Annotated in this window: 12 protein-coding genes and 1 pseudogene; 12 read left to right on the top strand and 1 reads right to left on the bottom strand. The window is 33.8% G+C overall.

The genetic code is table 11. The features are described from left to right. Positions 1–157 precede the first annotated feature (157 nt). The 12 genes from ACH0B5_RS02425 (at position 158) to ACH0B5_RS02370 (ending at position 13,065) form a co-directional block, all read left to right on the top strand. Positions 158–1,384, top strand: a complete 1,227-nt coding sequence (locus tag ACH0B5_RS02425; protein WP_406927343.1) for a GNAT family N-acetyltransferase — start codon at positions 158–160, stop codon at positions 1,382–1,384. A 183-nt stretch (positions 1,385–1,567) separates the two neighbouring features. Then, positions 1,568–2,320: a YveK family protein gene (locus ACH0B5_RS02420; protein WP_122970432.1), complete on the top strand. Its 753-nt coding sequence runs from the start codon at positions 1,568–1,570 to the stop codon at positions 2,318–2,320. Between the two features lie 22 nt (positions 2,321–2,342). Next, positions 2,343–2,999, top strand: coding sequence for a CpsD/CapB family tyrosine-protein kinase (locus ACH0B5_RS02415; RefSeq protein WP_406927342.1), 657 nt, complete (start codon positions 2,343–2,345; stop codon positions 2,997–2,999). Positions 3,000–3,097: 98 nt separating this feature from the next. Continuing rightward, a complete protein-coding gene (locus tag ACH0B5_RS02410) occupies positions 3,098–3,865 on the top strand; it encodes a tyrosine-protein phosphatase (RefSeq protein ID WP_406927341.1) in 768 nt (255 codons plus the stop codon). Positions 3,866–4,246: 381 nt separating this feature from the next. Continuing rightward, positions 4,247–5,536, top strand: a complete 1,290-nt coding sequence (locus ACH0B5_RS02405; protein WP_241559235.1) for a glucose-6-phosphate isomerase — start codon at positions 4,247–4,249, stop codon at positions 5,534–5,536. Positions 5,537–5,567: 31 nt separating this feature from the next. Further along, the gene (gene galU / locus ACH0B5_RS02400) at positions 5,568–6,455 is read left to right on the top strand and encodes a UTP--glucose-1-phosphate uridylyltransferase GalU (RefSeq protein WP_122970435.1); all 888 of its coding nucleotides are present in this window, start codon (positions 5,568–5,570) and stop codon (positions 6,453–6,455) included. A gap of 101 nt (positions 6,456–6,556) precedes the next feature. Then, entirely contained in the window at positions 6,557–7,246 is a 690-nt protein-coding gene (locus tag ACH0B5_RS02395) for a sugar transferase (RefSeq protein ID WP_406927340.1), read from the top strand. Between the two features lie 133 nt (positions 7,247–7,379). After that, positions 7,380–8,351 carry a UDP-glucose 4-epimerase GalE gene (galE, locus tag ACH0B5_RS02390; protein WP_122970436.1) on the top strand — a complete coding sequence of 324 codons (972 nt, stop codon included), beginning with the start codon at positions 7,380–7,382 and terminating at the stop codon, positions 8,349–8,351. A 103-nt stretch (positions 8,352–8,454) separates the two neighbouring features. Further along, complete coding sequence (locus ACH0B5_RS02385; RefSeq protein ID WP_406927339.1) at positions 8,455–10,161, top strand: phospho-sugar mutase; 1,707 nt, start codon at positions 8,455–8,457, stop codon at positions 10,159–10,161. 167 nt (positions 10,162–10,328) lie between these two features. Beyond that, the gene (locus ACH0B5_RS02380; protein ID WP_406927338.1) at positions 10,329–10,955 is read left to right on the top strand and encodes a Bax inhibitor-1/YccA family protein; all 627 of its coding nucleotides are present in this window, start codon (positions 10,329–10,331) and stop codon (positions 10,953–10,955) included. Positions 10,956–11,233: 278 nt separating this feature from the next. Next, positions 11,234–12,460, top strand: a complete 1,227-nt coding sequence (locus tag ACH0B5_RS02375) for a BAR domain-containing protein (RefSeq protein WP_406927337.1) — start codon at positions 11,234–11,236, stop codon at positions 12,458–12,460. Then, the gene (locus ACH0B5_RS02370; protein ID WP_406927336.1) at positions 12,457–13,065 is read left to right on the top strand and encodes an immunity protein Imm33 domain-containing protein; all 609 of its coding nucleotides are present in this window, start codon (positions 12,457–12,459) and stop codon (positions 13,063–13,065) included. Before ACH0B5_RS02375 ends, ACH0B5_RS02370 begins: the two co-directional genes overlap by 4 nt. Positions 13,066–13,836: 771 nt before the next feature. Here the strand turns inward: ACH0B5_RS02370 and ACH0B5_RS02365 are convergent. Continuing rightward, a pseudogene (locus tag ACH0B5_RS02365) lies at positions 13,837–13,986 on the bottom strand (IS3-like element ISBsp3 family transposase); the annotation flags it as partial. Positions 13,987–14,300 lie beyond the last annotated feature (314 nt).

The following is a 14,300-nucleotide window of genomic DNA, read 5'->3' as shown; positions in this document are numbered from 1 at the left end:
CGATATTCTACTATTACGTTCGTTATTTTAATAGATAAGTTTAAGTGAGATTCATAAAAAGCTGGCAAAATCTATTTACTAATTGAATTAAAAGTAAAAAGATAACGTATCTTAAAAGTATAAAATCGATGAAAAATTTTCGGAATAGGTGATCATGTTGGTTCAACATAAAGGATTAGTAATGCGGGAAATCCGATTGGACGAAATGGGCCAATCCATTGATTTATTGAACTATGTTTTTCAAATGTCCATGTCCATAAAAAAAGACCGGCGTTTTGTTAGTGAAAAGAGTCGACAATTTCATGTCGGACACGCCCTTGGTTGGTTTGATGGAGATCAATTAGTATCTCAAATTTTAAGTCTCCCGTTTCAAGTAAATATTTATGGAGTCGCCTATGAAATGGGAGGAATAACCGCAATCGGTACGTATCCAGAGTATTCAAAACAAGGTTTAATGGATCAGCTAATTAAAGAAACATTAACGGTTATGCGTAATGATAATCGTTATATTTCTTATTTATTCCCCTTTTCGATTCCCTATTATCGGAAAAAGGGCTGGGAAATTATGAGTGATATTGTGGAATTTCAAGTGAAAGATACCCAATTCCCAAATTATAAAGAAGTAGCTGGTCAAATTCGACGAGTAGACACACTAGATGAAGATGTTTTACATGTTTATGAAAAATATGCCTCCCATGCCCACGGAGCGATGATTCGAAATTCAATTGCTTGGAATGAAAAATTTCATGAAGATTATTGGGAAGAAAAATTTATTGATTCCAATGTGCAGCTTCAAGCAGCTGTTTACTATGATGAGGAAAATAAACCGCAAGGCTATATGTTTTATCGCATTATGGAAGAAAACTTTTATATAGATGAAATTGTTTATTTACAAGAAGAAGCAAGAAAAGGATTATGGAATTTTGTATCAGCCCATAAATCAATGGTATACAATGCCTATGGAAAAACAGCTGGTAATGAGCCGGTTGCCTTTTTACTAGAAGATAGTGAAATCATTCAAAAGGTTTCACCATACTTTATGGCTAGAATTGTGGATGTGCTAAAATTTCTTGAACGTTATCCTTTCGATGAACCTAATTTCCATATTCGATTCCATATTAGCGATCCATTAGTGGAATGGAATAATGGCATTTATGATATTGTCTCAGAAAACTGGAAAGTAAAAATATCTACAGTCGACGAAAATGATCGTGAAGATATAACCGTTGAAATGTCGATCCAAACGGTAACTACGATGCTACTCGGATATAAACGGCCTAAATATCTTCAAAAGATTGAACGGTTGAAAGGTGCAGATGACACTATCGCGGTTTTGGAAGATGTACTTCCCGTAGGAATTCCAACATTTATAGATTATTTCTAAAAAAGTAGTCCAAAGAAATGGACTACTTTTTTAAAAGCTATTATATGGCTAAGTATTATTATATTTATTCAACAAGAATCAAATTAATTGAAAAAAATGTATGAAATAGTACTTTATTTATTCAATAGAAAATAAATATAAATAGGATAATATAAAATTGCTAGTTTAGGGGAGATGGCCTAATTGGAAGAAACGATAAGTTTACAAGATATTTTAAAAGTGATTAAAAAACGATTATTTTTAATAGTTTCGTTAACGATTATTTCCGTTATTATTGCATCCGTCGTTAGTTATTTTATTTTGACGCCAGTCTATCAAGCCTCCACTCAAATTCTAGTCAATGAACAAAAAAGTGAAACAGAATCAATTCAAAGTCAAGAAATACAAGCAAACTTGCAATTGATCAATACGTATAATGAAATTATAAAAAGTCCCGTCATCCTAGATAAAGTCATAGAACGGTTGGATTTAAATCAAACGACACCCCAATTATCTGAACAAATTTCTGTATCAAATGTTGAAGAATCTCAAGTTATTAGTATAAGTGTTGAAGACGAACAATATTTCGAAGCAGTCAATATTGCGAATACAATTGCTGAAGTATTTCAAGAGGAAATTCCTGTTTTAATGAATGCTAACAACGTTACCATTTTATCTCCTGCTGTCCATCTTGAAAATCCAAGTCATGTAAAACCAAATGAATTAATGAATATTGCTATTGCGACAATGATCGGTTTACTAGTTGGAGTCGGACTTGCTTTCCTACGTGAATATTTAGATACGACAATTAAAACTGAACAAGATGTAGAAGAACTATTAGGAATTCCTATTATCGGTATTGTAAGCCCAATCCCTGAAAAGGAATTAAATAAACGTCCCTATTCCCCAAATTCAGAATTAAGTCGTAGTAAAAGTAGGAGGGAAAAACTTGTTTAGGAAAAAAAGAAGAAGGAATACGATGGCAAGAAAGGTTATTGTAAAGGAAAATCCGAAATCCGTTATAGCTGAACAATATCGAACGATTCGTACAAACATAAATTTTTCCATGCCCGATAAAGACTTTAAAACGATTCTTGTTACTTCAGTTGGGCCGAGTGAAGGGAAATCAACGACAGCTGCAAATATTGCAGGGGTTTTTTCTGGCGAGGACAAGCGAATTATTTTAGTCGATGCGGATATGCGAAAACCTACATCCCACCATACATTTAAAGTTTCAAATATCTATGGATTATCTGGAGTGCTAACTAGACAGTGTGAATTAAGTGATGCAATCCAACTAACGGATATACAAGGACTTTACGTACTTCCGAGTGGTGCAATCCCTCCTAATCCTGCTGAATTGTTAGATTCGAATCGTATGAATCAATTACTTGAAACGTTGAAGAGTCAGTTTGATTTAATTATTTTTGATACACCTCCAATTTTGACTGTTACCGATTCACAAATATTATCAAATAAATGTGATGCGACGATTTTAGTTATTAATTCTGGAAAAACAGAAAAGGAAATGGCCGTTAAGGCAAAGGAAATGCTAACCTTATCAAAGGCGAATATGATCGGAGTTGTATTAAATAATTTCACTATTGAAAAGAATCACTATTTCTACTATCAATAACATAGAAAAGCAAAATTAGTTAAATTTCAGATTAAGAGGTATTTCCTAGCTTTCGATGGATACCTCTTTTCAAAAACTTTTTAAGTAGGTGTATTTGAATGATTGATATTCATAGCCATATTTTATTTAACGTTGATGATGGACCTGGAATTTTCCAACAATCAATTGATATGTTAGAAGCTGCTACAAAGGAAGGGATTTCTGACATTATCTCCACATCCCATACGTGTCATCCCCAATATCATGTTTCTGCTGAACTAGTTAAACTGCAAGTACATGAACTACAAAACGAATTACATCGACGCCATATCCCCCTTTCAATCCACCTCGGTCACGAAGTTCGTTTATGTGAAGATATCATTAATTTAGTAAAGGAGAAGGAAATTTTATCTTTGGCCGATTCGAACTATTTACTTCTAGAATTACCATCCAATCATATCCCCCGCTATACAAAAAATATCATTCACGAATTACACAAAATAGGGATTATACCTATCATTGCTCATCCAGAACGGAATAAAGCTATCGCACAAAAGCCTGAACGACTTGAGCGATTAATTCGAGAGGGTGCAGCAGCTCAAATAACGGCTGGAAGTATTGTCGGTCATTTTGGACGTACCATTCAAAAATTATCAATGGAGCTTATGAAAGCAAATTTAGTTCATACTTATGGTTCAGATGCTCATCATGTAAAAAGGAGACCGTTTCTTTTTAAACAAGGTCTTTTTTATTTAGAAAAGCATAAACTTTTAGATTTAGTAGACCTTTTTATGGAAAATAACAAAAGAATTATAGGAAATGACTCGTTAATTATGTATGAACCAGACGTTTCTTCGAAGAAAAAGCGGAGTCTTTTTACCTTTTAACTAGATATATTGTCTTATTGTTAATTTTCATTAATTCAAAAAACATAATTAAATAAGTCTATTTGTTCAGAGTGATTGAATGAAATATTTAATTTTATAAATTGAACGGTACAATTTATTTCAAAAATACTCTTTGTTATTATTTTAGATGGTATATTGTACTTATAAATTTCATATAAAGTATAGGAAATCACTTTCCTAGAAGTAATACCTGTTCTGAACTTCTAGTGGATGTAGGAAGATAGTCTTAAAAAATGGTTGAAGCTTTGGTGAAATTTTAATAGACAGTAGAAATTGACATTCTGCTTTCTCTTTTTTTAATAGAAATTGTTAATTTTTTCTATATAAGGATGTTTATTTCCAGATAGGGGATGGATTAAATTGGCTCAATTACTATTAACGACAATTATCAATGAACGATTTTTAAATTTAGATGTATCTCATTATGCTTCATCAGTTTCCATGATACATCAACATTTAGAAGAAGCTGATAACGAACCAATAGGTTGGTTAAATGGACCGTTACTAATGGATGAGGAGTATTTAAAATCCATTTTAACGGTTTCAGATGAAATTAAAAAACGGGCAGATGTATTAGTAGTAATTGGGATTGGTGGTTCTTATTTAGGGGCTAAGGCAGTGCAAGAAGCGCTTTCTCCTTATTTTAAACATCACGAAAAGGGAATTGACGTCATATATGTAGGATTTAACTTAAGCGGGGCTTATATGAATCAATTAATTGAAAGTCTATATGACAAAGAATTTTATATTAATGTCATTTCAAAGTCAGGGTCTACGATGGAATCTTCCCTTGCTTTCCGAGTTCTTCGTCAATATGCAGAAGAGCGTTATAAAGAGGAGGCAAAAAACCGAATTATTGTCACAACAGATCCGGAAAATAGTCTACTAAAAGTGATAGCTGAAAACAATGGTTATCGTAAGTTTGATATCCCTTCCAATGTAGGTGGACGTTACTCACTCTTAACTTCTGTAGGGTTATTACCTATTGCAGTTGCAGGAATAAATATTTGCGAACTACTAGAAGGAGCAAAAAAGGCGGCAATTGATTTGAAAGATAGTAGCCCAGAAAAAAATGAGGCATACCGTTATGCCGTTATTCGTCATGCTTTATACACCAAAGGTTATCGCATTGAGTTATTAGCATCCTTCGAACCAGCTCTTACTTCGATACATGAATGGTGGAAGCAATTATTTGGAGAAAGTGAAGGGAAAAATAAAAAAGGATTATTTCCTGCTTCGGTAAATTATTCAACGGATTTACATTCATTAGGTCAATTTGTTCAAGATGGCAGTCCATTACTTTTTGAAACATTTCTTCATTTTAAAGAGATTTCAGATGATTACTACATCCCGTATAAGACATTAAATGATGACTATTTAAATTTTTTAAGTAACCGTACATTTAATGAAATCAATTCAATTTCAAAACAAGGTACAGTCCTTGCCCATGCAGAAGGGGGCGTACCAATCATACAAATAGAAGTAGATCGTCTTGATGCTTTTCACGTGGGGTATGTTATTTACTTTTTTATGAAGGCATGTGCGATGAGTGCTTATTTATTAGATGTTTATCCATTCGATCAACCAGGTGTAGAAGCTTATAAGAAAAAAATTACCCAGCTCTTAATCGAAGAAAGCATTATCCATTAACTTTATTTTTTACTGAAGGGGAGACCTACGAATGAAAAAAGTTAAAAAAGCTATTATACCTGCTGCCGGCTTAGGTACACGTTTTTTACCAGCGACAAAAGCGATGCCAAAGGAAATGCTTCCGATTGTAGACCGACCAACGATTGAGTTTATCGTGGAAGAAGCGATTCAATCGGGGATTGAGGAAATTATTATTGTGACAGGTAAAGGGAAACGGGCAATTGAGGACCATTTCGATCGAAATATGGAATTAGAAGAAAACCTTTTAAAAAAAGGGAAAGTAGATGTTTTAGAAAAAGTGAATCAGTCCTCCCAAATTGAAATTCATTATATACGACAAAAAGAGCCAAAAGGACTTGGACATGCCATTTGGTGTGCTCGGAAATTTATAGGGAACGAACCTTTCGCAATACTACTTGGGGATGACATTGTACAATGGGATATTCCTTGTACAAAACAGTTAATAGCCCAATACGAACAAATTCAATCGTCTGTGATTGGTATTCAACAAGTTTCCGATAAAGAAACGAATCGTTACGGAATTATTGATCCAATTAGTCAATTCGATCGATTATATAAAGTAAATCAATTTGTTGAAAAACCGCCACTAGGTACAGCGCCTTCCAACTTAGCCATTATGGGAAGATATATTTTAACTCCTGAAATTTTCCAATTTTTAGAAAATCAAGAAGCTGGTACAGGTGGGGAAATTCAATTAACGGATGCTATTCAAAAATTAAATGAAATTCAACCTGTTTATGGTTATGAGTTTGATGGTGTCCGTTATGATGTTGGAGAAAAACTTGGATTTATTCGTACAACTTTGGAATTTGCATTGAACAGTAAAGAGATTGGACCACAGGTAGAACAATTATTAAAAGAAATATTAATGAAAAGATTCTATACACAAGTTCAATAGATTAGGACGTTTAATGAACATCTAGTAATAGGAAAAATAGATAGTAGTAAAACCTTTAAAACCAAATGCGCTAATTTATGATTGAGAGATGGTGAATCATATTGTCTGTCACAACTACAAATGAACAGGCTACAAGAAAAAAGGGAAGGGAGCAGATTAGTCCGGTTATATTGAAAGAACATAAAGGATATTTAATCAGTAAGCGAATTATGGATATTATTGGTTCCTTACTTGGAATGATTATACTAATTCCTGTTTTTATACTTATTACGGTACTTATTAAATTAGAAAATCGAAATGGTCCAGTTTTCTTTAAGCAAGTTCGTGTCGGTAGAAACGGAAAGGAATTTACAATTTACAAATTTCGTTCCATGGTCTCCAATGCAGAAGAGTTAAAAATGTTATTACTAGAACAAAACGATATAAAGGATGGACCTGTATTTAAAATGAAAGAGGATCCAAGGGTTACGAGGATTGGGAAGTTTATTCGGAAAACAAGTCTTGATGAACTTCCCCAATTAATCAATGTGCTAAAAGGGGATATGAGTCTAGTCGGACCAAGGCCCCCCCTTCCAGAGGAAGTAGCCCAATATTCTAACTATGAAAAACAAAGGCTAAAGGTAACTCCAGGATTAACGTGTTATTGGCAAGTGAGTGGTAGAAGTAATATCGGCTTTGATGAATGGGTTCGACTGGACTTGAAATATATGGAAGAACGAAATATGATCATTGATCTAAAATTAATATTCAAAACCGTATTCGTTTTATTAGGATCAAAGGATGCGTACTAAAGGGTAATCCACTTTATTGTACAAAGGAATAGGCGTTTTTCTAAAAATACATATATGAAAGCAATGTATTTTTTCGCTAGTAGCTTTAACCGCAATTAAGTAATAATGATATCGAATTAAAAGGGGTTAGGAAATGATTTTAATCGTAGGTGGCGCAGGTTATATTGGTAGTCATGTTGTAAAAGAATTAGTGAAAGAAGAACAAGTTGTTGTTTTAGATAACCTTTCAACCGGTCATATCGAAGCGGTTGACGAAAAGGTAACTTTTATCCACGGGGATTTAGGAAATGAAGCGGATTTACGTACTCTTTTTTCCGAATATGCTTTTAATGGAGTAATGCATTTTGCGGCAAATAGTTTAGTAGGAGAATCGGTTAGTAATCCCCAAAAATATTACGCTAATAATATTGTATCTACCCTTACTCTGCTGGAAGTTATGCTCGATAATAACGTGAACAATTTTATTTTTTCTTCCACAGCTGCTACCTATGGTATTCCGAAAGTGGAAATAATTAATGAATCGGTCGAAACAAATCCAATCAATCCTTATGGGAAATCCAAACTTATGGTGGAACAAATTCTAGAAGATTATGCTGCGGCCTATGGGTTAAATTATGTTACATTGAGGTATTTTAATGCAGCCGGTGCAGATGAAACTGCAGAAATTGGTGAAAGTCATAATCCAGAAACCCATCTTATTCCGATCGTGTTGCAACATTTAGCTGGATTAAGAGAGCAAGTATCAATTTTTGGTAATGATTATGACACACCAGATGGGACATGTATTCGTGATTATATACATGTTACAGACCTTGCAAAAGCTCATATAGTAGCTCTTCAATCATTAATAGATGGAAAAAATAAAACGGCGACCTACAATCTTGGGAATGGATTAGGTTACTCGGTAAAAGAAGTGATTGAAATTTGTGAATATGTGACAGGGTTGAAAGCAAACGTGGAAATGACAAAACGGAGAAGGGGTGATCCAGCACGATTAGTTGCCTCTTCAAATAAAATTTATGAAGAGCTCGGTTGGAAAGCAGAGAGAAATTTAGAACAAATTATTCAAAGTGCTTGGAAATGGCATCAACATCCAAAGTATTAAACATTTACGAACTCGGCTAAGAATGTGGCCGAGTCTTCTTTATAAGTATAGTAAAGAAGACTTTTTATACTATCATTCAACATGATAAAAGGAAGGTATCTCAATGAAAGCAATCTTTACGAAATGGAAGTCTCAAAAATTACCAAACGATTTGTGGGAAGAATTGAATGCGATTTCTGAAGATGAGAAAAAAATGGAAGATCGTTTCTATCAATATGTTTCCTTTGGTACAGGAGGCATGCGCGGTTTAATTGGTGCTGGAACGAATCGCATAAATATTTATACGATACGTCGCGTGTCGGATGGATTGGCCCGTTATATTGAATCCAAAGGAAATGAGGCAAAAAAACGTGGTGTAGTAATAGCCTATGATACGCGTCTTTTTTCAAAAGAATTTGCCATCGAAACAGCTTGTGTACTGGGCGCCCATGGGATAAATTCCTATATTTATAAGGAACCAAGACCAACACCACAGCTTTCCTTTACGGTTCGGGAATTGAACGCCTTTGCAGGAGTAGTCATTACAGCCAGTCATAATCCGAAACAATACAATGGTTTCAAAGTGTACGGAGAAGACGGTGCTCAACTTGTACCATCAGGTGCCGAAGCCATCATTAAATCGATGGAGCAAATTGAAGATATTTTTGACATCGCAGTTTGGGACTTGAAGTTATTAGAAATGGAAGGGTTAGTCCAATGGATATTAGAAGACTTTGATGCAAAATATATTGAAAAGCTATTAACGGTAAAAGATCGGGACAATATTGATCGAAATATAAACATTGTTTATAGCCCGTTGCATGGAACGGGATTAGTCCCTGTTATAGAAGGATTGAAACAGCTTGGATTTCATAATGTCCATGTAGTAGAACAGCAAGCCTCTCCAGATGGTCACTTCCCAACGTTAGAATACCCGAATCCAGAAGAACCGGCTGCATTTGACTTGGCGATGCAATTAGGAGAAAAAGTTGGGGCAACAATTTTATTCGCAACAGATCCGGATGCGGACCGAATCGGGGTTGCTGTTCGTAACGGGGAACAATATGAACTATTAACTGGCAATCAATTAGGGGCACTGCTATTACATTATATTTTACAAAACCAATTTGAAAATAGAACGCTGCCTTCTAATGGAGCTATCATTAAAACCATTGTAACGTCAGAACTTGGCGCTAAAATTGCATCAAAATATCACATCAATACGATTAATACATTAACTGGCTTCAAATTTATTGCTGAAAAAATAGAAGAATTTGAACAAACGAAACAACATACTTATTTATTTGGTTATGAAGAAAGTTATGGCTATTTAATGAAAACTTTTGTTCGAGATAAGGACGCGGTTCAAATCGCATTGAAAGTTGCGGAAATGGCTGCTTATTATGAATTGCACGGAAAGACGTTGTTGGATGTTTTAAATGACTTGTTTAAACAATTCGGATATCATCAAGAAGCCCTTGTATCCAAAGTGTTCGAAGGAAAAGACGGTCAAGAAAAAATGAAAGCTATTTTAAATGACTTTCGAAAATATCCACCTACTGAAATTGGCGGGATACCTGTTATAAGAGTAGAAGATTATTTAACTAGTGTTACGATAAATGCAGATGGGTCCATTGAAGATATTCTTTTACCGAAGGAAAATGTATTAAAGTTTGTATTAGACAATGATTCATGGGTTGCTATCCGTCCTTCCGGGACAGAACCTAAATGTAAATTTTACTTTGGTGTTGTGGCCACTTCTAAAATGGAAGCGGAAAAACAGTTAGACCAATTAAAAAAATTCTTTACAACATCACGCCTTCCAATTTAGGAAGGCTTTTTTATTTGCTTCTGTTTTCTTTTAAAAATCGAATAATATGAACATAGGATGAATACGTTACATCGAACTAATTTGGAGGTGTAATCAATAAAAAAATGAAACTTTATTATTGGTTATAAAGTATATATAATTGGTTTAGAAAATAGGAGGCAAGTAAATTGAAAAACACAAATATTTTACGTAAAGTCTTGAAGCATTTTGCTATTATGTGGCTCTTAACAGGGGTTGGATTCTTTGTTGGTAGTGTGTTACCACCAACTGTTCTATTACCTGTATCCATCATTACCATTTTGTTATTAATTATCGCAATCTTTGTGCGAAACATTCGAATGATGAATACTATCCTATACTGTATCCCATTTTTAGTAGGGATTACGTTTTTCTGGAGTACGCAATTCTACATCAATCAATTAGGTATGGAAACCGTACTTATTACTCTAATTGGTACAATAGTAATCTTCGCCATTCTAGGGTTTATTGGTAGTGTTACAAAATCCGATTTGTCTGGGTGGGGTGGATATCTATTTGGAATTCTATTAGTTGCGATTTTAGTTTCCATCGTTTTCTTCTTCTTTACGCCGTCTAACTTCATATTATTGCTTTTAGCAGCAGTCATTATTTTAATTTTCGTCTTATATACAATTTACGATTTTAATCGAATTGCAAAAGGGCATGTTTCAGAAGAGGATGTTGTAAGCTCGGCATTAGATTTATATTTAGATTTCATTAACCTATTCTTAAATATTTTAGAACTGATTTGGAGAATAAGAGAAGAGTTTAAATAATTACGTAGTAGCAAAATGATAAGAGTGAGGACACCTAATAGATTCGTTAGGTGTCTTTTTTTGTGATGATAGGGCTCAATTAAACAAGTAATCTAGCACAACTGAATGTAGTTAAATTATGGAAATTACTTTTGCTATATAGTATAATTACCTTAATTTACTATAATTGTAGAGTAACATATTTTAAAATCATCCTTTTTGTTTCCCATGATTAACGGATGAACATGGGAACATTATTAATGAAAATAATAAGGGAATGAGTTTAGTGGAGAACATTCATGTCAAAGATAAAAGTCGATATTGATAGAGTTAATGATTTGACCCCTAGCTTTTCACAAGTTGCCACAAAAGTATCGAATACTACAGACAATGTTGCATCCATCCGATCTCAAATCGATTACCGTATTAAAGCACGACATGGCATCGGTGATCAATTGTACAAAATATCGAATGAATTACAAACGATTGAAAAGAATATGAAGAAGTTAGTATCCTTCCTTCAAAATTCGATGGATAAGTATGCAGAGGCTGAAGAGAAAATTGCTAGGCAAGTACCTATGTTACCTAATGTGATAGGAAAAAATAACATAACTATTGATGCAAATGGTAAAATACAAGTGATGGATGAATATGCCCAATTTAATACTAATAGAGCCATTGATCCAAATACTGGTGAATATTTATTTACATATGAAGGTCAAAGGCAAGTATTGGGGGGAAATAGTTCTGGTACACCAGATGCTATTTCTCAATTAGTAAATTCAGTAGATGATTTATTATATGAAATCTTTCTAAGTGATATAGTTACTCTTTTTGACCCAAGCGGTTCAGATTCTGAAAGAGCCATAGCAAGAGCTTCTATGACTCCGCTGGGTAAAGCGATAAAAGTTATAAAAGGAGCAAAAGTCGCGAAGGATGTGCTCGATAATTCAGAAGACATTGCAAAAACTGTGGATAAAGCAGAAAATATTAAGAACCTCTCAAAATCTGTAGATAAGACGAAAGAGATACAAGATAAAACAATTTCTGATTTAGAAGTAAAACAACTAGGGGAATACATAAAGGATCTTGAGAAGAAGCAGGTAGATAAGGGTACGGGTAATGGTGTTACAAAAGATGAATATAAAAGTTTGAGGAAAAAGACACCAAGTAACGATATAAGAAAAATGGTTAATCCAGATGGTCCTAAAGTAGACCCAGTGTACGGGTATGAAGTTGATAAGTTTGAAGCAGACCATATTGTTTCAATGAAAGAAATAACTGAAATGGATGGATTCAGTAGGTTAACTAGAGAACAACAAATAGAAATTCTAAATCTAAAAGATAATTTTGTTGGTCTTGGAAAATCTTCGAATGCGTCTAAGGGAGCTCATAGTTGGGCTGATTGGAAAGGACATTCTAAGATGGGAGAGGTTCCTGTTAATGTTAGAATGGAAATGCTAGAAAAAGAGAAACAAGCTAGAGAAGCTCTAAAAATAGCTATAGAAGAGAGGTTGAAGAAATGAAGAAATTTGAAAAGAGTATTATGGGTAAAACCATTATAGTGACTGCCGAAAAAGAATTACAACCTCAAGTAGAAATTTTATTCGCTATATTAGCACAGGTAGACCGTAATAAATTGATTCATGGATTCTCTTTACAAGTAGGTTGGTCTGTCTATTATTTACATGAGAGAGAAACTGGGGATTTTATATTGACTACTCCAGATTACTCTAAAAACCCATTTGAAGATATAACAGAAGATTTAACTTTAGCATTGTGGGTACAACTAGAACAAGGTCATTTTTTGAAAAAGATGAATGTCGATGGTTTATCAATAAAATTTAGTGATAAAATCATACTTTCTAAAGGTGTACTAGAACTCGAGAAAATATATTTACAAAGAAATGGAGATGTTGAAAAAGGAGATTCAGGTTGGTATATAGGTCCTGTAGAGGATGATAATACTACAGAGTTGTATGCTCTATATGCTTATCAACTACTAAAAATTAAACCTGAAATCATTCAAGTTCTTGCTTTACCAAATGACTACATGGTTGTTTTTGAAGGTAATGAAATAAAAGCAGTATTAAACGAAAACGATGTAGATGTTTTTAAAGGGTCTATATAGATTTTATTTAGAAAAACTTAAATTGCACAACTAAACTATATAGAAAGTAAAACATTGAATAAAGTACTTGATTGTCTACTTTAACTATAGGCAACAAGTGCTTTTTGTTTTTTGTGAGAAATTTATGCATTGGACAACAAAAAAAGATTGTATGAGATTCATAGCTCATGAAGGTAGTACCATCAAGGCATTCTGTTTTAGTACTGTGTTTGTGAAAATAATAAGATAATTAGGAGAGATAACATTTTACATGTCAACAGGACTTATGATACTGCAAAACCTACAAACTAAAGACAATGAGAAAGCTCGTAATGCTAAAGGTGGTAATGATACGGATACATAAAGATAGTGAATATTTAAAAGTGAAGATTTTGAGTGAGACAAAAAGAAAATGATTTACTAGAAAATCAAAAGCTCATGAAGGTTGTACCGTCATGGAGTATCGTTTTAATACTTGGATATTGTGAGCAGTACGATAATTAGGCGAGATGACATTTTACATGTCAGGGGTACTTATACATGGAATGGCTAACAAACTAACGACAATGACAAAGCTCGTGGCGATAACCAATGGGTAACGTAAAGAGGTGCTGTTTTATTGTATAAGAAAATTAACTTATGGTTGTATTTTTACAAGAGACGGTCGTATAATACTCGCTATTCGTTAAAAAACGTTACGAAAATTACAATTTATGTAACGGGAGGGTGAAAAGTTGAACGTTGTTGGGTATATACGAGTCTCCACTCAAGGGCAGGCAAGAGATGAAGAGTCTGAGCTGGTCCTTTTCCTAATTGATTTTCCTTAACCGCTTTTATTTTAAATTCGGCTGTATATTGGATGGCGCGATCTGATACTGATGCAACATTTTGGTTTGTTTCTAATAGTCTACGTTGATGTTCATTAAAAATTATCTTACTCATAAAAATTCTCCCGTTCATAAATAGTATGTTAAGTATAACGGGGTAGTTCAGCACGCTGTGTATAGGCCTTAGAAGGAGACATAATTATGTTAAAAGTAAAAGAATATAAAGAAAATCAGTCTTTAAATATTGAATTGATATTTATAGACCCATTAATATAGAATTCGGAACTTGGAATATATCGAAGGAACCAACCATATATTGGAGAACTGGGAATTTCAAGAGATCTTTAATTGATGTATTTGATAAGCTAAAACTGAGCCACCATCGCAGTTGAAAAGTGAGCCACTTTTATATGAAAATAATCCTAACTT

This window comes from Ureibacillus sp. 179-F W5.1 NHS, assembly GCF_045369345.1.
Classification (GTDB): Bacteria; Bacillota; Bacilli; order Bacillales_A; family Planococcaceae; genus Ureibacillus; species Ureibacillus halotolerans.
This window is presented reverse-complemented; position numbering and strand designations above follow the sequence as displayed.